Annotated in this window: 22 protein-coding genes and 1 other RNA gene; 7 read left to right on the top strand and 16 right to left on the bottom strand. The window is 65.2% G+C overall.

Annotated elements, in window-relative coordinates; translation table 11 throughout:
- Window positions 1-10: 10 nt before the first annotated feature.
- Window positions 11-607, bottom strand: a complete 597-nt coding sequence (locus tag ACXYMR_RS02685) for a hypothetical protein (RefSeq protein ID WP_458941207.1) — start codon at window positions 605-607, stop codon at window positions 11-13.
- Window positions 608-767: 160 nt separating this feature from the next.
- Between ACXYMR_RS02685 and ACXYMR_RS02690 the strand changes: the two genes are divergently transcribed.
- Window positions 768-1,622, top strand: a complete 855-nt coding sequence (locus tag ACXYMR_RS02690; protein WP_458941208.1) for a pirin family protein — start codon at window positions 768-770, stop codon at window positions 1,620-1,622.
- Here the strand turns inward: ACXYMR_RS02690 and ACXYMR_RS02695 are convergent.
- From ACXYMR_RS02695 to ACXYMR_RS02705, 3 genes are all read right to left on the bottom strand, one after another.
- Window positions 1,619-2,104 (bottom strand): response regulator, encoded by a 486-nt coding sequence (locus ACXYMR_RS02695; RefSeq protein WP_458941209.1) that lies wholly within the window; start codon window positions 2,102-2,104, stop codon window positions 1,619-1,621. The genes ACXYMR_RS02690 and ACXYMR_RS02695 overlap by 4 nt on opposite strands.
- A gap of 73 nt (window positions 2,105-2,177) precedes the next feature.
- Entirely contained in the window at window positions 2,178-2,702 is a 525-nt protein-coding gene (def, locus tag ACXYMR_RS02700; protein WP_458941210.1) for a peptide deformylase, read from the bottom strand.
- Between the two features lie 31 nt (window positions 2,703-2,733).
- A complete protein-coding gene (locus ACXYMR_RS02705) occupies window positions 2,734-4,173 on the bottom strand; it encodes a DNA recombination protein RmuC (protein WP_458941211.1) in 1,440 nt (479 codons plus the stop codon).
- 161 nt (window positions 4,174-4,334) lie between these two features.
- Between ACXYMR_RS02705 and ACXYMR_RS02710 the strand changes: the two genes are divergently transcribed.
- Window positions 4,335-5,453 (top strand): GNAT family N-acetyltransferase, encoded by a 1,119-nt coding sequence (locus ACXYMR_RS02710; protein WP_458941213.1) that lies wholly within the window; start codon window positions 4,335-4,337, stop codon window positions 5,451-5,453.
- A 74-nt stretch (window positions 5,454-5,527) separates the two neighbouring features.
- Window positions 5,528-6,655, top strand: coding sequence for a PQQ-dependent sugar dehydrogenase (locus ACXYMR_RS02715; protein WP_458941214.1), 1,128 nt, complete (start codon window positions 5,528-5,530; stop codon window positions 6,653-6,655).
- Window positions 6,656-6,659: 4 nt separating this feature from the next.
- On the opposite strand, the gene ACXYMR_RS02720 is transcribed toward ACXYMR_RS02715, so the two are convergent.
- From ACXYMR_RS02720 to ACXYMR_RS02750, 7 genes are all read right to left on the bottom strand, one after another.
- The gene (locus ACXYMR_RS02720) at window positions 6,660-7,391 is read right to left on the bottom strand and encodes a queuosine precursor transporter (protein WP_458941215.1); all 732 of its coding nucleotides are present in this window, start codon (window positions 7,389-7,391) and stop codon (window positions 6,660-6,662) included.
- 55 nt (window positions 7,392-7,446) lie between these two features.
- The gene (gene recR, locus ACXYMR_RS02725) at window positions 7,447-8,052 is read right to left on the bottom strand and encodes a recombination mediator RecR (RefSeq protein WP_458941216.1); all 606 of its coding nucleotides are present in this window, start codon (window positions 8,050-8,052) and stop codon (window positions 7,447-7,449) included.
- Window positions 8,053-8,071: 19 nt separating this feature from the next.
- Window positions 8,072-8,395 (bottom strand): YbaB/EbfC family nucleoid-associated protein, encoded by a 324-nt coding sequence (locus tag ACXYMR_RS02730; RefSeq protein WP_458941217.1) that lies wholly within the window; start codon window positions 8,393-8,395, stop codon window positions 8,072-8,074.
- On the bottom strand, window positions 8,392-10,173 hold the full coding sequence (locus ACXYMR_RS02735; RefSeq protein ID WP_458941218.1) for a DNA polymerase III subunit gamma/tau: 1,782 nt from the start codon (window positions 10,171-10,173) through the stop codon (window positions 8,392-8,394). Before ACXYMR_RS02735 ends, ACXYMR_RS02730 begins: the two co-directional genes overlap by 4 nt.
- A gap of 56 nt (window positions 10,174-10,229) precedes the next feature.
- Window positions 10,230-10,327: signal recognition particle sRNA small type (ffs, locus tag ACXYMR_RS02740), an RNA gene on the bottom strand.
- 45 nt (window positions 10,328-10,372) lie between these two features.
- Window positions 10,373-10,579 carry a hypothetical protein gene (locus tag ACXYMR_RS02745; RefSeq protein ID WP_458941219.1) on the bottom strand — a complete coding sequence of 69 codons (207 nt, stop codon included), beginning with the start codon at window positions 10,577-10,579 and terminating at the stop codon, window positions 10,373-10,375.
- A 128-nt stretch (window positions 10,580-10,707) separates the two neighbouring features.
- A complete protein-coding gene (locus ACXYMR_RS02750; protein WP_458941220.1) occupies window positions 10,708-12,519 on the bottom strand; it encodes an AsmA family protein in 1,812 nt (603 codons plus the stop codon).
- A 115-nt stretch (window positions 12,520-12,634) separates the two neighbouring features.
- Here ACXYMR_RS02750 and nudC point away from each other — a divergent pair, with 115 nt between their 5' ends.
- Window positions 12,635-13,552 carry an NAD(+) diphosphatase gene (gene nudC, locus ACXYMR_RS02755; RefSeq protein ID WP_458941221.1) on the top strand — a complete coding sequence of 306 codons (918 nt, stop codon included), beginning with the start codon at window positions 12,635-12,637 and terminating at the stop codon, window positions 13,550-13,552.
- A gap of 85 nt (window positions 13,553-13,637) precedes the next feature.
- On the opposite strand, the gene ACXYMR_RS02760 is transcribed toward nudC, so the two are convergent.
- Window positions 13,638-14,165: an outer membrane beta-barrel protein gene (locus ACXYMR_RS02760; protein WP_458941222.1), complete on the bottom strand. Its 528-nt coding sequence runs from the start codon at window positions 14,163-14,165 to the stop codon at window positions 13,638-13,640.
- A gap of 321 nt (window positions 14,166-14,486) precedes the next feature.
- Here ACXYMR_RS02760 and ACXYMR_RS02765 point away from each other — a divergent pair, with 321 nt between their 5' ends.
- On the top strand, window positions 14,487-15,296 hold the full coding sequence (locus ACXYMR_RS02765) for a c-type cytochrome (RefSeq protein ID WP_458941223.1): 810 nt from the start codon (window positions 14,487-14,489) through the stop codon (window positions 15,294-15,296).
- Between the two features lie 621 nt (window positions 15,297-15,917).
- Window positions 15,918-18,605, top strand: a complete 2,688-nt coding sequence (locus ACXYMR_RS02770) for a beta strand repeat-containing protein (protein WP_458941224.1) — start codon at window positions 15,918-15,920, stop codon at window positions 18,603-18,605.
- Between the two features lie 115 nt (window positions 18,606-18,720).
- On the opposite strand, the gene ACXYMR_RS02775 is transcribed toward ACXYMR_RS02770, so the two are convergent.
- Genes ACXYMR_RS02775 through ACXYMR_RS02785 form a run of 3 tightly spaced genes read right to left on the bottom strand, consistent with a single transcriptional unit; the run spans window position 18,721 to window position 21,326 of the window.
- A complete protein-coding gene (locus ACXYMR_RS02775; RefSeq protein WP_458941225.1) occupies window positions 18,721-19,569 on the bottom strand; it encodes a C40 family peptidase in 849 nt (282 codons plus the stop codon).
- The gene (locus ACXYMR_RS02780) at window positions 19,509-19,910 is read right to left on the bottom strand and encodes a MarR family transcriptional regulator (RefSeq protein ID WP_458941226.1); all 402 of its coding nucleotides are present in this window, start codon (window positions 19,908-19,910) and stop codon (window positions 19,509-19,511) included. The genes ACXYMR_RS02775 and ACXYMR_RS02780 overlap by 61 nt, the downstream gene beginning before the upstream one ends.
- A 39-nt stretch (window positions 19,911-19,949) precedes the next feature.
- A complete protein-coding gene (locus tag ACXYMR_RS02785) occupies window positions 19,950-21,326 on the bottom strand; it encodes a leucyl aminopeptidase family protein (protein ID WP_458941227.1) in 1,377 nt (458 codons plus the stop codon).
- A gap of 103 nt (window positions 21,327-21,429) precedes the next feature.
- On the opposite strand from ACXYMR_RS02785, the gene ACXYMR_RS02790 reads away from it, so the two are divergent.
- Window positions 21,430-22,224: a tetratricopeptide repeat protein gene (locus ACXYMR_RS02790; RefSeq protein ID WP_458941228.1), complete on the top strand. Its 795-nt coding sequence runs from the start codon at window positions 21,430-21,432 to the stop codon at window positions 22,222-22,224.
- A gap of 36 nt (window positions 22,225-22,260) precedes the next feature.
- On the opposite strand, the gene ACXYMR_RS02795 is transcribed toward ACXYMR_RS02790, so the two are convergent.
- Window positions 22,261-22,764 carry a hypothetical protein gene (locus ACXYMR_RS02795; protein ID WP_458941229.1) on the bottom strand — a complete coding sequence of 168 codons (504 nt, stop codon included), beginning with the start codon at window positions 22,762-22,764 and terminating at the stop codon, window positions 22,261-22,263.
- Window positions 22,765-22,793 lie beyond the last annotated feature (29 nt).

A 22,793-nucleotide genomic window follows, 5' to 3' on the forward strand; every position in this document is an offset into this window, starting at 1 on the left:
CTCCTGGGGGCTAGTCGGACGCGCCCCACGGCGGTGGCGGGGCATCAACCGGGTTTTCAAGGTCGAATTGGGCTCTGAAATCGCGTCCCGGGCGCTCCAGCCCATAGGTAAATGTGCCCTCGTCCAAGGTCAGCGACCACACATTGTCGACCGACACGTCGAGCCCCTCGCGTACGAACAGGTCACGGGAGAATTGGTCGGCGGGAAATTCAGCGCGGATCTCACTGGGCGCCTCCACCGTATCGCCGCCATACTGGGTGACCGCATCCTCACTACCGTCTTCATGGCGATGGTCATGCTTGAGGCGCAGACCTGCCCCGACACGCTCGATCACCCAGGTTCGGGAACGGTCGTCACCAACATGCAAGGGGATCCGGATCACCTCGTCGGTACAGCTGCGCACATGCATGACCAGGGTTTCGCTGCGCCAGTCCGCATCTTGGGGATCGTCAGACACGACCCGGCCTTGGTAGGCCCGGCCGCAATGCTCGGACAGTCGGTCGAACAAGTCGGCTTCAGGCGTCTGCGGACTGCACGCCGACAAGGCAACAAGGCCGGCGCCAGCCAGGACAGAGCGGCCAACGCGGCGGTGTGGTGGCAAATGCATCAAAGTCTCCATGAACCTGGTCGCGCAACGACCTCAAGCTGGGACGGTCGACCTTGGGCTTGATTCTGTCCAGAGCGGAAACACCGACTTTCCAGAGGCGAACGCTGCCCTTCCGCCGGCGCGCCCCTATCTTGTAGGGCAAGCAGAACCAGAGGATATCATGTCCCAGGCGACCGAAACCCGGCCCCGCGTCCGCCCGATCACCCGCATTTCGCGCGGCCTGCCGACTTCGGACGGTGCCGGCGTCAAGCTCACACGCATGCTCGGTCATTCCGGCCTGATGGAGCTCGACCCTTTCCTGATGCTCGATCAGTTCCGGTCGGATGAAGCTTCCGACTACATGGCCGGCTTTCCAGAACATCCACACCGCGGCTTCGAGACAGTTACAGTCATGCTGGACGGCCGCATGAGACATGGGGACAACAAGGGCCACTCCGGTGTCATCGAGGGCGGCGGCCTGCAATGGATGACGGCGGGCCGCGGCATCGTGCATTCCGAGTTTCCCGAACAGGAAGAGGGGCGCCTGTGGGGTTTCCAGCTGTGGATCAACCTGCCATCCAGCCACAAGATGACCGAGCCGGGCTATCAGGAGTTCGACGCCGACGCGATACCCGTCGAGAACCGGGACGGCGCCCGCCTCCGCGTCCTCGCCGGTCGTCTCTCATCCGGACTGACCGGGCCCGCACGCAGTGCCGCCACCAATCCACTCCTGGTCGACATCACACTACAGCCCGGCGCCCAACTTGAGGAAGCCCTGCCCGCTGGTCACACCGCCTTCATCGCCGTCTACAAAGGCGCGGTAACCGATGGCGACACAGAGGTTGCCGATCCCAATCTGGGTATTCTCGGTGAGGGTGAAGTGCTGTCGCTGGAAGCCGGTCCCCACGGTGCCAGCCTGCTGCTTGTCGCAGGTAAACCGATCGGTGAGCCCGTGGCCCGGCATGGTCCGTTCGTGATGAATACCCAAGCCGAACTGGTGCAGGCGGTGCGAGACTTTCAAAACGGCCGCTTCTAGACGCGCGCCGAAAGCAGGCTGGAACCGGAGCGGGCCGTTACAACTGGCCTCAACTTTGGCCGCAGCTGGCGGTTGCGACACAGGATGGCCCTGCGCTTGCGCCAACACGCCAGAGCGGCCCGGAATGTGGCCGCGTACTCACCTGGCTCACGCGGCTTGGTCAGGCAGGCATCAGCCCAGATCACGCTGTGATCCACTGGCTGTCCTTCAAGGACGCTGGAGGAAAAGGCAATAACCGTCGGGGCCCGATTGCCGAGATGGCGATGAATCTCATCTGCCAGGGCAAAACCGTCCGGGCACGGCATGAACAGATCGAGGAAAACGAGGTCGGGCTGGACTTCGCGGATCCGGTCAAGCGCCTTCGCGCTGTCCTGTTCGTAGTGAAACTGGGCGGCTGGTGCGACGTGCGATAACCCATACTCGACAAGAGCCGCCTCGGTCGGGTCGTCGTCGATCAATAACACGGTCTGCAGTGGTCGCATGCCCAAGCGCCTCCTGATGGTTCCAAAACGAAACCAGTTCAGGAAACAACGACCCAGACGCCGAACGGTTCCCTCAAGCCGCGTCGCGGTCCTTCGACTTGTCGAGTTTCTTGACCTTCTGCACAGCCCGCTGCCGCTTCAGACGCGACAGGTAATCGATGAACAACACCCCTTCCAGATGGTCCATCTCGTGCTGGATGCAGACGGCGAACATTCCTTCGGCCACTTCGTCGCGCGGCTCTCCGTCATAATCGAGATAGCGCAGGCGCACGCGGTCCGGGCGTTCCACCTGATCATAGACCGACGGCACAGACAGGCATCCCTCTTCATAGGGCTGCAACACGTCTGACGGATCGGAAAGCTCCGGATTGACGAAGTAACGCGGCTGCGGCTCCTCGTCCGGGCGCGCCAAGTCCATGACGATCACGCGCTTGGGCACGCCAATCTGGATGGCGGCCAGACCGATCCCGTCGGCAGCATACATCGTCTGCAGCATATCATCCATCAGCTCGCGAAGTTCGTCGTCAACCTTATCAACGGGTTGCGAAACCTCCTTGAGGCGCGGATTAGGTACGGTGAGGATTTCTCGAATAGCCATGAGGTCTAGATAATACCCCAACGTGAACGGTTCAAGAATCAGCCTCTGCCGGAGCCGCCAGTGCAGCCGGTTCGACTCCGGCATCGTCGAGGTAGTTGTCCGGCAGCGACTTCTTGGTGCTGGCCCCCAGCGATTTCAGCATTTCAGCCTGGCGGATCACGTTGCCGCGCCCCTCAACCAGCTTGCCACGGGCATCGTGCCAAGCGTTCTTGGCCTGGTCCAGGCGGTTTCCGATCTTGTCGAGATCCCCGACAAAACCCTCGAACTTGTCGTAAAGCGCCCCAGCTCGGCTGGCGATGTCGAGCGCATTCCGGTTCTGGCGATCGATGGTCCAGAGGTTCTCCACTGTCCGCATCGCCATCATCAAGGTCGTAGGCGTGGCAATCATCACGTCGCGCTCCCAAGCGTATACCGTGATGTCCGGGTCATTCTGCAAAGCCAGGGAAGCGGCGCCTTCCAGCGGCACAAACATCAGGGTGAAGCTCACGCCGTCGTAAAGACTGGCATAATCCTTTTCGCCAAGCGCCTTGATGTGATTGCGCAAGGACTGGCAGTGCTGCTTCAGGGCGACACCGCGCTCTTCGTCCTCTTCAGAATTCACGCACCGTTCGAAGGCGGTCAGCGAGACCTTGCTGTCGATGACCAGACGCTGCTTGCCGGGCAAATCGACAACTACGTCGGGGCGGCGTCGTGCGCCATCCTCGGTGGTCTCGCTCTGCTGGGTAAAGAACTCTTGCCCCTCGCGAAGCCCGGCCCGCTCGAGGATCGAGGCCAGCACCAGTTCACCCCAATCGCCTTGTACCTTGGACGAGGACTTGAGCGCGTTGGCCAGGCGCTTGGCGTCATCTGACATTTGCCGGGCGTCCGAGTGCAGGGTCTTCATCAGGGTCTCGATCTGGGTCGTTTGACCCATGCGCTTCTCGGCGTCCTTGATCACTCTTTCCTGGAACTCGCCCAGTTGTTCGCGCAGCGGCGCCAGAAGCTTGCCGAGACTTTCGGTGCCCTGCTTGTTGAGCTCCGCACCGCTGGATTTGAGGATCTCGTTGGCGGTGAGCTTGAATGTTTCGGTCAGCCGCTCGCGTGCCTTCTCCAGCTCAGCCAGCTTCTCCGAGTGATGGTCCATCGCCGCCTTGTGACTGGCTTGAAGGCTCTCCATCCGGCGCCCCAGTTCATGGTGCTCGGAGACCAACTGCTTGTGCTCTTCCCGCAAGCGGTCGCGCTCGGCCTTGACTTCCGCCAGCCGGGCCAGCTCCTCGCGATCGGCCGCATGCTCCGTCGCTCGGGTCTCGGCCCGTGCCCGCCATTCGTCACGCTCGGCCCGCAACTCATCCAGACGTGCCGGGTCGACTGCTGTCCCCGCCTCGGTGGTCTGTGGCCGGCGCAGCAGAACCATCACCAGCAAAGCGCCGATGACTCCGAGAGCGGCCAGGAGCAGCCAGGTTTCCGCTGCGATGGTAGGGGTTTCGAGCATTTCGGTTCGCCTTCTGTTCACTCGGTATAGTGCGCGAGTCGCTGCCGCGCGGCCAGCCTCGCCTGTGCACGGGGCAGTCTGATGGCTGCACCCGACAAAATCCGTCACCCGATCCGGCCCGAAGCTTGCTTTTCCCCTCACAGGCTAAACCGGACGACGCCATGCACGTGTCAAATGTTTCAATTGAGGACATCGATGCCCGCCAGGCGGCACTGTGGAACCTGTGGGCGTCCCCGAACGGGCAATTGATCAGTCCATACCTGCGCCATGGTTTCACGGCCTGCGTGGCCCGGGCCCGCTCGGATGTGCGCATTGTCGTCATGCGGGACGATCAGGGTGAAGCAGCCTTCTTCCCGTACCATGCTCCGGTGGGCGGTGTCGTCCGTCCCATCGCTGCGCCAATGAGCGATTATCAGGGCCTTGTCGCCCGCCCCGGATTCAGGCCCGACCTTACTGCCCTGCTCAAGGCGACCGGCGGATCGGCTCTTGTCTACGACAACTGGCACGGTCTGGAGACGTCTGAGGCGACCGGCATCCGCGCCTCCGATGGCAGTATCATTATCGACCTTGCAGACGGCGCCGAGGCCTATTTCGCCGAGCGCCGGGGCGCCTACAAGGATCATTTCAAAAAGTCCGCTCGGCGGGCGCGGGCTGCCGCACGCGACGTCGGCGAGCTCCGTGTCGACATGACAGACCCGGATGGCAGCACCTTCGCGCAGCTACTCGCATGGAAACAGACCCAGTATCGCGAGACCGGCAAGCTCGACGTGTTGTCGATCAACTGGGTGCGAGATGTGCTCGACCGACTGCGTCGTGGTGAGCAGGGTGACTGCCGCGGGCGCACCGCCGCGCTCTGGTTTGGCGACCGACTGGCCGCTGTCGAGTTCGGGATCGAGGCGGATGGCGTCTACCATTCCTGGTTCCCGGCATATGATCCTGAACTGGCCCGCTATTCGCCCGGCCTCTTGCTCCTGCACGGAATCATCGAATCCGCACAAGATCATGGGATTTCCCGGATCGATCTGGGCCGCGGCGAGATGCACTACAAGAAATACTATGCCAGTCGTGAGGTTGAGCTGCACACGGGTCGCACCCTTGTGCCGGGCCTGGCGGCCTGCCGGATACGCGGGTGGGAATATGCCGAAGCTGCGGCGAGTGTTCTGCCAGGCAAACTGGCCGCTCTGCCGGTGCGGCTGCGGCGGCGCTGGGCCCAGGTCAGCGCATTCGAGCCGCGCCTCGGCCCGCGCCTGGCCAGCTTTGCCGGGTCGTTGCCGTCCTGAGCTACCGGATATTCGGTCTTTTTTCCCGGCGCGGCTGGACTACACTGTCGGCGAACCCGGTACGGAGACCTCCCATGCGCACCCTGCTCGCCAGCCTGGCCTTGGCCCTGACCACCTCGACCGCCCTTGCCCAGTCAGACATTTACGAGACCGAACAAGCCGATTTCAGGATCACCACCCTTGCCGAAGGGCTAGAACACCCCTGGGGCATGGCTTTCCTGCCCGGCGGCGACATGCTGGTGAGCGAACGCGAAGGTGCATTGCGCTATATCGAGGACGGGGAATTGCGCGACGCTCCCATCGCTGGCCTCCCCGATCTCTATGTCGAAGGACAGGGTGGCCTGTTGGGCCTCGCTGTTCATCCAGATTTCGCCAACAATCGCTGGGTCTACTTCGCCTTCTCCGCCGGTGAGACCGAGGCCAATGGTACGGCCCTTGGTCGTGGACGACTGAGTGAGGATGGCAGCCAGCTGACCGAGGTCGAAACCCTGTTCCGGGTCAGTTTCGAGAAGCAGCGCGGGTACCATTTCGGCGGCCGCATCCTGTTCAATGAGGACGGCACCCTGTTGCTCACGCTCGGCGAAGGCTCGCGCTATGAGGAAGAGGCGCAGAACCTTGCCAACCACCTCGGCACCATCGTGCGCCTCAACGACGACGGCTCCGTGCCATTCGACAATCCTTATGTCAGCTCCAATGGTGCTCTTCCGGAGATTTACTCCTACGGTCATCGCAACGTGCAGGGCATAGCCCGTCACCCGGATACAGGCACGGTCTGGGCGCACGAGCACGGTCCGCGCGGCGGCGATGAGATCAACCTGCTTTCAGCCGGTACCAATTACGGTTGGCCGACCATCACTTACGGTATCAATTACGACGGCACCCCGATCACCGACCAGCGCGAGGCCGAGGGCATGGCCCAGCCGATCTGGTTCTGGGATCCGTCCATCGCGCCCTCCGGCATGAGCTTCTACCAAGGTGATGCCTTCCCGAACTGGCAAGGTGACGTGCTGATCGGCGCACTCGCCGGCACCCATCTGGCGCGCCTGGAAGTCGATGGCGACCGGGTCATTTCCGAAGAAGCCATGCTGACGGAATGGGGCGAGCGGATCCGCGACGTCGCTACCGGACCGGACGGTCACGTCTACCTGCTCACTGATGATTTCGAAGGCCGTCTCGTCCGCCTCGACCCCGTCACTCCCTGAGTGTTCAGCCGCGCACATCAAACAGTGATCGGCCCTGCGCTATGTTGCGCAGCAGATAGACGAGCGGCGTATCGATCGCGGCGATCATCAGCTTGATCACGACCTGACCCGCAATCAGCAGGGCGATCTGGTCCCAGGGCACGATGCCGGCGAATGCGACGGTGATAAAGATCGTCGAATTGAGTGCCTGCGACACCATGGTCGACACGTTGTTGCGCAGCCAGAGCAGGTTCTTGCCTTGGTGACGCTGGCGCAGCCATTGGAAGATCAGCACGTCCGAGACGGCGGTCAGGCCGAAAGCCACCATGCCGGCAAAATTGGTCCGGTTTGACGAACCGAACACCGAGACGAACTCGGCCTGGCGTTCGGGCGGCCAGCTCGAACTCACCGTGATGAAGTCCGCCGCGTCTTCCAGGTGCATGGCGTAGAAAATAAGAAACATCATCACCAGGCGCATGATCAGGCCCGAATAAACAACGCACAGCGCCCAGCCCCGCCCCCAGACCTCGGTAATCACGTCTGTCGCGATATAGGTCAGACCGAAAGCCATTGTTCCGGCCGGAACCAGAACCGTGAACAGACCAAGATCGAACTCATGAATCTTGATTGCAGTCAGCGCGGCGAAGACCAGCGACACCATGAACAGGCCGACCAGAAAAAACAGAACCATTGCCGAGCGGGTCACACGGGTCGGGTCCATCGGGTCGATCACTGGCTGCTGCACGGTCTGTCCCATCTGGTTCTCCACGCGAACCGGATCAAATTGGACAGGCGGTGTTAACGAAGCCTTGTCAGACCGACGATCGGCTGCGGAACGCGGCCGCCAAGGTCCCGTCGTCGAGATAATCGAGCTCCCCGCCCACGGGCACGCCGCGGGCCAGAGAGGTAATGGTTACTCCCGTCCCGTCCAGTCTGTCGCCCAGATAGTGGGCCGTAGTCTGGCCGTCGACGGTGGCGTTGAGGGCTATGACGATCTCGCTCACCGCCTCGCGGCTCGCGCGCTCGACCAGCTTGCCGATCGACAGGTCTTCCGGCCGCACGCCATCAAGTGCCGATAGCACTCCGCCCAACACGTGATAGCGGCCCTTGAAAGCTCCGGCGCGCTCCAGCGCCCACAAGTCCCCGACCGTTTCAACCACGCAGATCGCGTTGTCGAGGCGATCCGGCGCGGCGCAGATGGCACAAGGGTCGGTGACGTCAAGATTGCCGCATTCGCTGCAGGCACGGATCTTGTCGGCCGCGTCGCCGAGCGCTTCCCCGAGCGGCCGCATCAAGCCATCACGCCGGGCCAGCAGGTGCAGCGCCGCACGCCGGGCCGAGCGCGGGCCCAAGCCGGGCAACTTGGCAAGCAGCGCGATGAGGCGCTCGATTTCCGGTCCGGCGGAGGCGGTTTTCATCAACTGGCGTGGTCCCGTCTCAGAAGGGCAGGTTCATGCCGGGGGGCAGGCTGAGTCCGCCAGCAGCTTCTTTCATGACGTCCTGCTGGGCTTGCTCGGCCTTGCGCCGAGCATCGGCGTGGGCCGCCAGAATCAGATCCTCGGCAATCTCCGGCTCCTCAGGGTCCATCAGGCTCTTGTCGATCTTGACCTGCTTCAACTCTCCCTTGGCCGTCATGACCACAGTGACCAGACCGGCACCGGCCTCGCCACTGACCTCGGTTTCCTCGAGCTTGGCCTGTGCCTCGGTCATCTTCTGCTGCATGGCCTGTGCCTGTTTCATCAGGCCCATCAGATCCTTCATGCGCGCTTCTCCGATTCTTGTTGGGCGTCCCCCGGGGGGGCGGCCGGAGTATGCACGGCGCGGATTTCCGCGCCGGGAAACAGCCGCAGCGCCTCGGCCACGGCAGGGTCGTTGAGCGCCCGTCCGCGCCGGTCAGCCTCCGCCTTGCGGCGGCGCTCGAACCAAGTCGCGCCCCCCTCGAGCCCGGCGTCTGCCAGGATCATCCAGCGAGCGCCCGTCCATTCCTGCAGCCGCCGTGACAGGCGCTGGGCCAGGTCGGGCGGACAGTCCTGCTCGGGCTGGAAGGAGAACGAGCAGGGCTTGAACGAGACCGGGCGGACAAATCGCTCGACATCAGTCTGCAGGCCGATATCGCGTTTGCCACGAAGCATGTCGATCAGCGCCTCGAAGCTGTCCGGCCCTTCGATCATGGCCTCCGCCTCGCCGACCTCGCCGAAGCCCTCAGGGGCGGGCTCAGTCACGGCGTCCGGCGTGCGGGCCTCGGCCCCGGCCGGTTCAGGCTTTCCCGGCGCCTCCGCCGGGGCCTCCTTGGTCGCTGGCGGGTGCCCGGCGAGAATGCGGGCAGCCTCTTCAGGCGGCGGCAGCATGGCGGCCGTGGCCAGGCGCAACACCGTCATTTCGGCTGCAGCCAGCGGATCGGGGGCCAGACGCACATCATCCAGACCGGTCAGCAGTATCTTCCACAGACGGGTCAGCTGACCCAGGCTTTGGGTCTCGGCCAAGGATGCAAGCCGCGCCACCGTGTCAGCGGCCTCGCCCAGGTCGGCGCCACTTCCGACCGCCTTCACACGCGATACAGCGTGCACATAGTCGAGCAGATCGCGCGTGATCACGACGGGGTCGCCGCCGGCATCGTGCAGCTCGGCCAGTTCGCCAACCGCCTCCCCCGTCCTGCCGGTCAGCGCATGTTCCAACAGGTCGAGGACGCGCGCCCGGTCGGCGAGGCCGAGCATGTCACGAATCTGCAGCGCCGAGACCGGACCGTCGGCCTCATTGCCCTGAACGATCGCCTGGTCCAACAGCGACAAGGCATCGCGCACCGAACCTTCGGCGGCGCGCGCGATCAGGGACAGCCCATCGCGCTCGACCGCGGCGCCTTCCAGGCCGCAGATGCGCTCAAGGTGGTCGGTCAGCATGTCCCGGTCGATGCGCTTCAGGTCGAAACGCTGGCAACGGGACAGGACCGTTACGGGCACCTTGCGGATCTCGGTCGTGGCAAAAATGAACTTCGCGTGCTCCGGCGGCTCCTCGAGCGTCTTGAGCAGAGCATTGAAGGCCGAGGTCGACAACATGTGGACCTCGTCAATGATGTAGACCTTGTATCGCGCCGACACCGGGGCGTAACGCACACCGTCGAGAATCTCGCGGATATCGCCGACACCGGTGCGCGAAGCGGCGTCCATCTCCATCACGTCGACATGCGCCGAGCGGGCGATGGCATCGCAATGGCGACCGCGCTCGGCCAGCTTCATGTGCGGACCGTCGATCTCGTCGGTTTCGTAATTGAGGGCCCGCGCGATTAGCCGCGCCGTGGTCGTCTTGCCGATGCCCCGAACGCCGGTCAGCATGTAGGCATGAGCAATACGGCCGGCCGCGAAGGCATTGGTCAGGGTGCGCACCATGGCATCCTGGCCGATCAGGTCTTCAAACGTGTCTGGGCGGTATTTGCGGGCCAGAACCTGGTAGCCGGGGTCCGATGCCGTGGCGGGCAAATCCAGTCCCGGCATCAGCTCGGCCGACGCTCCGGTGTCCTGCGATGGGAGCGGCGTGTCGTCCATGTCGGCCCTTGGGTTCGGCGCTCGCGCGGGCAGCCCGACCGGGTGCCCTCGATTGGAGTGGAAGACCGGACAGCGACCCGAGCGAAACTCGTTACGGCTGCTTCCTTCCGGACCTGACCGGGTTGGCGAGGCACTCGTCCACCGCCGGCCTTCCACCTGCCTATATCGCGCGCCGGTCGCCCCGGTGCAAGGCCAGCTGTCACTGTCTCTGTTGAAACTCGCCCTTGGCGCCGTGCGCCGCCGAACGGAGGAAGACGGCATGATTGTCGAGCGCCTCGATCAGCGCCGCGTCACCGCCGGCCGAGACCAGCACATCGCGCCAATAACCGGTCACCCGCGCCTGGGTCTCCAGCCAGTCGCGCACCGCTGCCTGGGCAAACCGCGCCTTCGGTTGAGAGCTGCACATCACTACGTTCTCCTTGTTGCATCCGGGACATCGGACATTATTGAGAACGCCTCTCATTATCAATATCGGTGCGACACCTTGCCCGATACCCCGCACGAGAGATGGCGATATTGGCATTGACCGGCAGACTAGCCCCGGGTTTCGGCCATCAGTGGCCCACACGGCGCATCCTGGCCAAACCCCAGCTCAGTGAAGGGGACGGCCGCGAGGGGGCCGGCGATCGAGCCCAAGAGCACGGCGAGCCCACCTTGCAAAAGGCTTTCCGTGGCATCGACCGAAAGCTCCGGGTCACGAAGTGTGCCGACGATTGAGACATCGCCGAGCAGGTTGCCCCAGGACACATCCTTGGCATCCGCCTCAATTCGCAGGTCCAGAGTCTCGTTGCGCAAGGACACCTGCCCGGTCATGCGCAGCAGGCTGTCCCGGGTATCGAGCAGGGCTGGATGGGGCCGCGCGATGCCATCGGCGACATTGAACTGTGCACCGGCGCAGGTGACAGGCAGATACTCCTCCTCGCCGGCATCCTCCTCCAGCATCAATAGAAAGACCTCGCCGATATCGAGATCAGAGCCTTCCACCGCCATGTGCCGGATCCGCGCGCCCGGCGCGGCCCACAGATTGATCTGCCCGTCCGCGGAGGCAAACGCGGCGCGCAGGCCGGACCCGGTCATGGCAAGGCTGAAGCGCGACAGCGCCTCGCCGCGCAGCAGGCGTCCGCCGGCCACAATGTCGAGGTTGAAGCTGTCCAGCCGCCCCTCGATATCGGTCTGCGCCGGATCCACGGTCGCATCCAAGGTGGCAAATATGGTCAGGCGGCCGCCGCGCGTGGCGTCGAAGGCCATCGGCTCGAAGGTCAGAACACCCTGCTCCAACACGATCTCCGCCTCCATGGCGCTAAGCGGGATGCGCCCGGTCAGCACCGTGTCGGCCGTGAAGTGGACCTGGGCATCGGCACCGCGCATGCGGGTAAAGTCGAGATAGGCGTCAGGGATGTAGCGCGCATCGCCCTGATACGCCGTATTGGCTGCCCGCTGGGCCGGGTTCTCCTCGCCCCCGTCGACCGAGGACGGTGCCCCGATGGCCACGCCGAGATCGTCGAGGTCGAGACGCTCGGAGTGCAAATCGGCGACAAGGCGCGGACGCCGGCCGCTGAAATCGGCCACCATGGAGCCGGCAAGATCGGAGTCACCGACCGCACCGGTGAACGGCTCGAAACGCCAGGCGCGACCATCACGCACCAGGTCCCCGCTCATCCGGAAAGGCGGCGTGTCCGGGGCGGTCAGGGAAAGCAGGGCCGCGAACTCGGCAAAATTTCTACCGCTCAGGTCCAGCTGGCCGCGGAAGTCTCGAAGCGACAGGCCGGCGGCCCGTCCGGTCATGACCAAGTCGGCCTCGCCGCCGCTGCCATTGAGCGAGAAATCGCCGGTGACCAGGTCACCGCTGGCGTCGTGGATGACCAGGGCTGCCGGATCGCGATTGGGTCGCCGCACAACCAGGTTGATGGCGCGACCATCGACGGCCCGGACGTGATCGAGGAAGGCGGGCAGGCCACGCCCCTCCTCGCCCGTCAGCTGCACCGTGTAGGCAGCGTCTTCGACGGCAACATGGCGCGCCAGACGGCCACCGAACAGAAGGCTGAAAACATTGAAGCGCGTATCCAGCACGCCGGCCGACCCCACCGTGTCCACATGCAGGTCGCGCAGGCGCAGAACGGGTGACCAGCCGAGATCAATCCAGCCCGATTGGAGGCGGGTCTGGTGCCCACCATACTGCTCGATCTGGTGGCGCAGGACAGGCGTGGCGCGATCCGGGTCGGACAGGAACAGGACGATCAGCACCAGCGCCAGGACCGCAAGCCCCACGACACTGGCCAGGATCGCCATTATCCAGCCGAGGAACCGCAAATTCCGCCTCGTTCTCAACGGTCGGGACGCACTCATCCCCCTCGCCCGCTCAACGTTTCACCCTCGCCGAGGTTCCCTTGCCGGGTCCGCCAAACATCTCTACCTGTGCGCCGGATTGGCCCTCAGGGGCACGGGCCGGAGGCTGAATGACATGGCGGACCGCCACTTTCTCGAAGACCGGGACCCGCTGGTTTTCGCCGGCTCCCCGCTCGACCGCGGCGACCAGTTGCGGCGCGACGAAACCGCCATCGCCGGACTGGCGGACGCGCCGGGAAGCTGGTGGATGGCGCTGGATGACCGGGGCCCGCTGCTCAACCCTGACGGCGCCCTGCACTGGCTGAGCCCGCAGGAGGCCCGAGCGGCCGGTCTTCGCGCCCCCTTCTTCCTGGGCCATTACCGGGGCAGTGCCTGCATGGCCGCGCGCTGGCCGGAAGCGGCAGACCTGCCGCACGGCGCCAGCTTCGTGGATGCACGCCCGGCCGCCATGGGCCTGCCGCACGACGAAGCGGCGATGTTCGCGCTCGCCCGCGCCCTGTTTGCGTGGCACGACAGGCACGGCCATTGCGCCAATTGCGGTGCCTGCACGGCCATCAGGGCCGGCGGTTTCCGGCGTCGGTGTCCCGAATGCGCGGCCGAACACTTCCCGCGCGTCGACCCCGTGGTGATCATGCTGGCCACCGATGGCGAGCATTGCCTGCTGGGGCGCCAGTCGAGCTGGCCGGAACGGTCCTGGTCGGCCTTGGCCGGTTTTGTCGAACCGGCGGAAACGCTCGAGGAGGCCTGCGCCCGTGAACTGGCCGAGGAATCCGGGGTGCGCGCCGACCCGGCCGGTATCCGCTATGTGATGAGCCAGCCCTGGCCCTTCCCGTCCTCCCTGATGGTCGGACTGGTGGCGCCGGCGCAGTACACCACGATCGAGGTCGATCCGCACGAGCTGGAGGCGGCCCGCTGGTTCAGCCGCGACGAGGTCCGAGCCATGCTCGCGGGCCATCACCCCGACTTCGACCTGCCGCCCTCCATCGCCATCGCCCGGCGACTTGCCGAGCTGTGGGCGGACGAAAAAATATAACTCTTCCAGCCATTTCCGCAAAGTAGAACGAAAAAAGGGCCGCGCCGGAGCGCAGCCCTTTTCCGGTGTCGATCACGAGGACCGATCAGCCGCCGATGCGACGCACATAGGCGATGCCGAAGGCGTCGCCGCTGCCGCCATCATCGCTGTATTCCAGGTGGGTGTAGTCGGCGCGCACACCATTCACACCGTCAAAGAAATACTCGCCGCCGACGCCGACAGCCCAGGCATTCTCGCTGGCCGTGTCGGACAGGCCGCCGACGCTGGCATCGAGCTGGGTGTTGGTGTAGCCGCCGCGCAGGAAGACGCTGCCCTGCTCGTTCTGGACCGGACGGAAGACACCGTACAGACCGAAGGAGTAGTCCATAGCCACTTCGCCAGCACCGCCGGTGCCGGCAATATCTTCTTCACCAAGGCCGACATTGGCCTGGCCTTCAATGCCGAAGAAACGGGTGAAGTCGTAGCCCGCACGGACCACGAACGTGTCGAACTCGAACTCTTCGATATCCACGCGCTCGTAACCGGCGCCGAGCGTTATGGTGTTTTCCTGTGCCTGCGCACCGGCCGTCAGGGCCAGGGCAGAAAGGGAAGCTGCAAGTGCGTAACGGAACATCGTATCAACCTTACCTAGTTTTTATGGTTCGCACGCTTGTTGCGCGGCGAATAATCGACACATGGGCGGCGATTTGGGCCCAATCAAGGCAGTATCGTGGGCCGGTACACCGCGCTCTTCACAAGCAAACGGAGTGTGTTTTTTATACATCACCCCTCCCGGTCCCGGCGGATCCGCCGATTTTCCCTTGAACGGAACCGGCCCCGAAGCCTGCGTGCGGCGGCTTACCGCATGCACAAGAGCGCGCAACGCGGTTGCCTGACGCCCGTCCGCGTGCCAAACACGGGCAAATTTTTGGCAGGCATCAATCGGGGGCGTCGAATGGGCGATCTCTTCTGGAACAAGGTGGCGGGCGTGGTGATCGGTGCGGTCCTCGCGGTGATGGCCATCATGGAATTCGGCCACTTGGTGGTACCGAGCCACGGCGCGTACGAACTGACCGCCGAGAACACCTCCTATCCGGTTGACTGGGACCTCATTGCGTCCGGTCCGGCCGCCGAGGTCGAGGTTGACACCGGCCCGGTCGATTACGGTCTTCTGCTGGCCAGCGCCGATCTGGGCAATGGCGAGCGCGCCGCACGCCGCTGCGCCGCCTGCCACAGCTTCGATGAAGGCGGCCCCAATGGCGTCGGCCCCAATCTCTGGAACGTTGTCGGCAGCGACATCGCCAGCGGCGCGGGCTTCGCCTATTCCGCCGCGCTGCAGGGCATCGAAGGCAATTGGACATTTGAAGCCCTCGACGGCTTCATCGAGAATCCGTCGGGCTGGGCACCGGGCACCAACATGTCGTTCCGCGGCCTCGGCGACCAGGCCATGCGGATCGACCTGATCGCTTACCTGCGCAGCCTGTCCGACAACCCGGTCGATCTGCCCGAGCCGCTGCCGGCCGCACCGGAAGGCGAGCTGGGCGAAGACGGCCCGGAACTGGACGAAGCCGATCCGGCCGAAGTCGAGGACATGGCCCCGATGCCCGCCAGCGATGATGCCCAGCCGGAAGACGGCACGGTCGTTGACGCCAGCACCGGCGAACCGGTCAGCACCGAGACGGCCAGTGACACCATCGAGAATCCGGAAGCCGAAGAGCTGGCGGAAGAGGTTGTCGAAGACACCGACGAGGACGCGGATCGGTAGATCGGCCACTCCTTGCTCCCTTATCAAGCCCCGCAGCCCCGGCTGCGGGGCTTTTTCATGCCTCGACCCCGCGCCCGGCCACGACCAATAGCGCCACGACGCTTCCGCCTGGCGGTATGAGGATGCGGGACGGTGCAGGCGTCCTGCGAATTAAAAACTGGACGTCGACACCGTCCCGCATACGGAGATTTGACCGAGCCTCGAAGGACCCGAGTTGGCAAGGCGGGCTGGTCTGGAACGGTCCTCCAATAGTGCCGCTCCTCGCCGCCCGCAGCCCCGCCGGGGTCGCCGGCCGACAGGACCGACCGACCCGGACGAGCTCCGCTCTCCCCGCCCCCCCCGGTTGTCTAGGCCGGGGCTCGAGCTGGTGCGAGGACGGGGGAAGTGTTTCACGGCTGAGAGGGGGTGGGGATGAAACGGGGCGAAAAACTTTTATGGTGTTGTTTTTACAACGGAAAGTTTTTCAGAAACTGGGGAAAATAAATTTTATTACCGGTTCAAATGCCTCCCTTGCCCCCCCTAGACATCAATAGCTCTTTATTGATTGCATGCGCCTCGCCGGCGTCGTAGACGAGCCCCGTTAACTTCGTTCTCAAATTGGGGTGTGTTCCGGGGGGGAATATGACGAGTTTCACGTTTGGTCGGCTGGTGGCTGTGGCCGCCAGCTTTGCCTGTCTGCCTGGAATTGCCGAGGCGTTCCAGACGCCCGTGCCGGATGGCCCCGAATTCCTGGTCAACACGACAACTGCCGATAACCAACGCCTTCCTTCCGTCGCGGCGTTGTCTGGCGGCGGCTACGTCATCACCTGGTACGATTCCAGCGCGACCGGAGGCGACACCTCCAGCAATGCCATCCGCGCCCAGCGCTATGATGCCGCGGGCGCCACTGACGGCGCAGAATTCCTGATCAACACGACTACTACCAATAGCCAGTCCTATCCTTCTGTCGCGGCGTTGTCCGGTGGCGGGTTCGTCATCACCTGGCAGGATGAAAGCGCGACCGGGGGTGACACCTCCGGCTATGCTATCCGCGCCCAGCGCTATGATGCCGCAGGGGCCACTGACGGCGCAGAATTTCTGGTCAACACAACAACTGCTGGTTTCCAAGCCTATCCTTCAGTCGCGGCGTTGTCCGGTGGCGGCTTCGTCATCACCTGGCAGGATCCCAGCGCGACCGGGGGCGACACGTCCGGCACTGCCATCCGTGCCCAGCTCTATGATGCCGCGGGAGCCACTGACGGAGCAGAATTCCTGGTCAACACGACAATCACCGGCAACCAGGAATTACCTTCAGTCGCGGCGTTGTCAGGCGGTGGGTTCGTCATCACCTGGAAAGATGCCAGCATGACCGGGGGCGACACCTCCGGCTATGCCGTCCGCGCCCAGCGCTATGATGCCGCGGGGGCCACTGACGGCACAGAATTCCTGGTCAACACCACAACGGCCAGTAGCCAGGGAGATCCTACTGTCGCGGCGCTGTCCGGCGGTGGGTTCGTCATCACCTGGCAGGATGCCAGCTTGACCGGGGGAGATACCTCCAGCTGGGCCATTCGCGCCCAGCTCTATGATGCCGCGGGGGCTGCTGACGGCACAGAATTTCTGGTCAACACCACAACTGCGGGTGCCCAGTTCCTTCCTTCAGTTGACGCGTTGTCCGGCGGCGGTTTCATCATCACATGGCAAGATGACAGCGCGACCGGGGGTGACACCTCCGGCCTTGCCATCCGAGCTCAACGCTATGATGCGGCAGGGGCCATTGACGGCGTAGAATTCCTGGTCAACACGACAACTGCCGGTAACCAGTCCTATCCTTCAATTGCGGCATTGTCCGGCAACGGTTTCGTCATCACCTGGCAAGATGACAGCCAGACCGGGGGCGACACTACCTCCGATGCAATCCGCGCCCAGCGCTTTGCTTTCAGCACCCTTGCCGCCAATAGCCGCGTTATCGACGGCTTCGTGACCGCAGCATCGGATTTCGGCGACTCTGGCACGACCGAGATCGCCGACGGGATCGATTTTTCCGCCCTCGACGTGACCGGCGACCTGCAGTTCGCCGTGGTGGTGCAGAACACCGACCAGTTCGACGGCATCCGCGACGCGGTCGTCTCCATCGAGCTGGACGGGGCCGTGTTCGACGGCCACATCAACAGTTCGGTGTTTGCCAGCGGCGGGTCCTGCTCGCTCACCATCAGCACCGGCGGCCTGGACGGCGGCACCAGTGCGGGCTTTGCCACCTCGGACCTGGCCGCCTGCGACGACCGGGTGGCGGACCGCGTCTACTCCGCCGGTGCGGATGACGACGACATGGTGTTCACCCTTCCGGTCCGGCTGACCGGCAGCGAGGTCAACTTCTCCGTCGATGTCAGCACCGATTACGGCACCCAGATCGGCAGCGACACCCACGATCTCGACGACAGCAACAGCACCGCCGACCCGGTGGCCACCGGCGTCACCGCCTTCGCCGCCAGCAGCTATGGCACGGCGGCGCGCACCGCCGGCAATCTGCTGGGGGTCGGCGAGGTCACCGCGACCCTGGCCTCCGACTATAACAGCCTCGACAGCACCGCCCTGGGCACGCTGGAAGCCAGCGTGCAGGGACAGGTCTATGCCGGTGGCAGCCTGGTGGCGGCCGACCTGGCCACGCATGCCGACACGGTGACGCTGACCCTCGGCCTGGACGACACGACCGGGCTGGACGGCCTGGCCCTGGCCGGCCAGACCGCCAGCTTCAACATGGCCGGCGAGGCGGTGTTCGTGATCGACGCTGCCAGCACGCCGAGCCTGGCCGACCTGGCCGCGGGGGCGCTCGCCGTCACCGCGGTACCCGACAGCGATGCCGCGACCGCCATCGCGGCCAACACGCTGGAGGCCCGGGTGGACCTGGCGCTCGACCCGGCCCTGACCATCGCCGACAGCACCGCCACCGGCGGCGCCAATGCCATTGTCCGCGAAGCCAGCACGGCGCATTTCGAATGGGTCGGCGACAGCACCATGGCGACCCGCCACGTCTTCCGCCTGACCGGGCTGGGCACCACCCTGCCGACGATCCGGGCCCGCCTGGACAATGCCAGCAGCGGGCTGTCGGGCAGCTATGAGCTGACCCCGGTCAGGCCTCTCATCAATGGTGAGCTGGTCCTGACCAATGGCGACATCCAGACCGCCGTCGGCCAGCCCTTCGGGCGCGCCGACATCACCCTGGAAGTCGAGGCCCTCGGGGTCACCATGCGTCGCTTCGCGGTCACCAATGGCGTGATCAGCGAAATGGCCACCGACAACGCCGTGGGCGGCGCAGAAATCGGCGGCTAGCAAAAAAGGGGCGGCCTCCGGGCCGCCCCTCCTCATAACCTGGCCGATTGTCGCTGACGTAAGGCAAGGCAACCAGGCAAGGTGCCCGACAAGCGGCGCCTCGGGCACAGGCTTTCTACGGGCGGTAGATGGCGCGGACCGGCGATTCGGCGGCGGCGATGCGAGCTACGGCCTCGTCCCAAAATTCCAGCGTGGTGTCCATGCTGCCGGCATTGGCGTGGAGCAGGTGTTCGCTGTCGGTGAGAATGCCGACATGGCCGGGCCAGAAAGCGACATCGCCACGTTGGCGCGCATGGTCCCCGGTGACATCCCGCCAACGCTTGGCCAGGAAGGCTTCCTGCATGTCGGCGTCGCGCGGGGCATTAATGCCGGCGGCGCGCAGCGCCATCTGAACCAGGCCCGAGCAATCAAGCCCCAGACTTTCCTTGCCGCCCCACAGATAGGGCGCGCCCAGAAAGGCCTCGGCAACGGCGACGTAATCGGAGGCGGTTTCGGACAGCGGCGCCGTGTGCGCCTCGATCACCCAGCCCTGCCCCTGCGCCTCGACGAAGCGTTCCTCGCGCTTCCCCACGGTTATCCCGGCATTGAGGCTCAAAAGGGCGTTGGGGGCCGACTTGATATCGGGAGCGCTGAACGCGTAGGTGCGCAGCACACTGATGCGGCGGTCAACCGGGCGGACCTGGGGCGTCAGATGATTGCGGTCGACCCAGCCGACATAGCCGTCGGCGCGCGACTGTCCCCAAGCCCAACCATCACGCTCCTCCAGAACGGCAAACACCTCGCCGGCCAGCAACTGGTCGTCCATGGCGCCGCGGGGATGGGGCTGGCGGCGGATCGGGGCCGCCGCGACATGACACTGGTGGTCGACCGGATCGACGAAGCGCTCGGCCTCGACGCGCCCTTTCAGTTCAGCGGCGGCGAGGTCGGGCCGGGCCGGTGTAAGGCGGGGATCCAGTTCGGGCATTGGCGGGTTTCCTCGGCACGCAGCGCAACATTCTCGCCGTAATCGTACAGAAACACGGCGCCTTTGACAGTCCGGTGCACGGACACATCGCGCTTGTCGGCGCGGTCCCGCTTGCGCCTGACTAGGCCCTGGCGCTCGAGCGCGTCGAGGGCCCGGGTCACCGCCGGCTTGGGAAGGCCGAGATCCAGCGCCAGATCGCGAACAGCGTGCGGACCCGGACGCATGAAGATGGCCAATAGCAAGGCGAACTGGCGGGCGGTCAGGTCAGCGACGCTGCCCTGAACGGCATCGGCGCTGACGCGGCGCATCATCTCCAGCGAGGCCATGGCTGGCTGTGTCATGCGGACGGCTCCCGGGGAACAGGCGGTGATTCTCCTGTGTCATTTTGGGAACCGCTCCTTGAGTAAATGGTAAACGGCACGCGCCGCATGCATGTCGCCGCCCTTGGGGCGCCCCGGACGAAGCTTGGGATTCCACGCGAAAACGTCGAAGTGCATCCATTTCGCCTCGCCGACAAAACGGCGCAGGAACAGGGCCGCAGTGATCGACCCGGCCATCGGCGTCGGAGCGGAATTCACCAGGTCGGCAATCTCGCTGTCGAGTTCGCCGTCATAACCGTCCCACAGCGGCATGCGCCAGACCGGGTCGGAGACCGAGCGCGCGGCCCCGGCGAGCCCGTCGGCCAGGTCATCTTCCGCGGTGTAGAACGGCGCCACTTCCGGGCCCAGCGCGATGCGGGCAGCTCCGGTCAGGGTGGCAAAATCGATCAGCAGGTCGGGATCATCTTCGCAGGCCCGGGTCAGCGCATCCCCGAGCACGAGACGGCCCTCCGCGTCGGTATTGTCGATCTCCACGGTCAGGCCCTGGCGGGTGTCGAGGACGTCGCCCGGCCGGAAGGCCCCGGCACCGACCGCGTTCTCGACCGCCGGCACCAGCACATGCAGACGCACGGGCAGACCGGCCGACATGATCATCGAGGCCAGCCCCATGACGTGGGCGGCTCCGCCCATGTCCTTCTTCATCAGGCGCATCGAGGCCCCGGGCTTGAGGTTGAGCCCGCCGGTGTCGAAACACACGCCCTTGCCGACCAGGGCGAGCCGCGGATGGCCCGCTTCGCCCCACTCCAGTTCGAGCAGGCGCGGCGCTTCACCGGCCGCCCGGCCGACGGCGTGGATCATCGGGTAATTGTCGGCCAGCAGGTCTTCGCCGCGGGTCACACGGACCTCGGCGCCGTGGTTCTGGGCCAGGGCGCGAAAGGCTTCCTCCAGTCCTTCCGGTCCCATCCGGTCGGCCGGGGTGTTGACCAGGTCCCGGGTCAGGCTGACGCCGGCCGCGATGCGCGTCGCCTCGGCCCGGTCGGCCCCGTCCGGCACAACCAGTCGCGCCGGTTTGCGCGGCGCAGCCTTGAAGCGGGTGAAGGCATAGCCTCCCAGCGCCCAGGCCGTCGCCAGCAGGGTCGGGTCGAGCGCGTCGGGGATGTCAGCAAGCCGCCACTTGCCTTCCGGCAGGGCGAGCGGGGCGGCACCGAGCGCGAACGCATCATCGCCCTTGCCCATCCCGAACAGCGCATCGGCGTCCCCACCACCGGGCAGGCGCACGACCTCGCCGGGCTTGCCGGCGAAACCCTCAGCCAGTCCCTGCTGGGCTGGCGGCAGGTCGGCGACCACCGCGTCTCGAGCGTCGCGTTTCACCAGGCGGACAATGCGCACGTCCTCGGCGCTGGCGGCTTCGGTATCGGACAGGAAAATCTGGGACATGACAGGGCCTTCCGGTGGCTGGCGACAGGAAACGTCTCGATTAACGTATTCTTGACCGGCGCGGCGCAGATTCAAGCCACCCTCACAGTGGACCCGAAGACCCATGCGCCCCAGCCTCGCCCTTTTGCCTGCCTGCGCCCTGGTGCTGACCGCCTGCGCGACGACCGAGCCGACGCCGGACGAGCAGGCCGCGCTGGCCTCCATCGACAGCCGCCAGATCACCGGCCCGACCGCCGAACAGCGCGCCGCCGTGGCCAGCCAGGACCTGCTGACCCAGGCCGCCTTCTGGGCCGAGGCCTATGAAATGAACCCGGCCGACCTCGAGGCGGCGATCAATCTGTCGAACACGCTGCGCCGGGTCGGCAATCACCAGCGCGCTGCCGAAGTGGCGCGCCAGGTCATGGCCCTGCACCCCAATGACCCGGACATCCTGTTCGCCTATGGCAGCGCCCTGGCAGCCTCGGGCCGCGGCCCGCAGGCGCTGGAAGCCCTGCACCGTGCCCGCGCTGCAGCGCCGGACGACTGGCGCATCGCGAACGCCCTTGGCGTCGCCATGGACCAGGCCGGCCAGTCGGACGAGGCCCGCGCCACCTTCCAGGCCGCCCTCGCCCTGGCACCGGATCAGCCCGCCATCCTGTCCAATCTCGCCCTGTCGCATGTCGCGGCCGGCCAGGCGGAAACCGCCGAGCGCCTGCTGCGCGAAGCCATGGTACGTCCGGGGGCCGACCCGACTGTGCGCCAGAACCTGGCCCTGGTCATCGCGCTGCAGGGACGCTTTGCCGAGGCGGAGGAATTCGCCCGCATCGACGTCTCGCCGCAGATGGCGGAAGCCAACATGGCGTATATCCGCGCCATGCTGACCAGCCAGCGCCGCTATGACGCTGTGCGGGCCCAGTGAAATCCTGATTGTTGGGAAGTGCCGGATCGCCGCGGTCTAGAAGGCGGGCGGCGGCGGAGGTGGTGCGACGTCCGCCCCCTCCAGCTTCTTGAGCGGAAAATCCTTGCGCAGAAGCGGCGTAACCATCGTGTGGTCAAAGCGGAAATCCTCGACCAGCTCACGCAGCTCGTTCGGCGCCCGACCGGTCTTGGACGCCTCGCTGGCGCGGTACAGGGCGTAGAGGCGCAGGTAATTCTTGTCGTCCCGCGTCAGCGAGGTGTCATCGAGCCGGCTGCACACTTGGACGAGTTTCTGAAGCGCCTGCTTCGGCTTGCCGTATTTGAGCTCGATCATGGCGGCGGCCAGGTCGACCTTCCATCCCATGTCGGCGAAATGCGTGCGGGGGGCGGCGGACAGCGCCTTGCGCGCCTCGCGCACATCGTCCTCGGCCAGGGCGCCCATGGCCTCACCGACCGCGAGATCGGCGGCGCGGATGTCCTCGCGCAGCTTTTCAGGGCTCTTGCGGCCGGAAAACATCGGATGGGTCCACCTGTTCAACATGTGACACGCCATTCAAATAACGCGCCATG

The sequence above is a fragment of the Maricaulis sp. CAU 1757 genome, assembly GCF_054482675.1.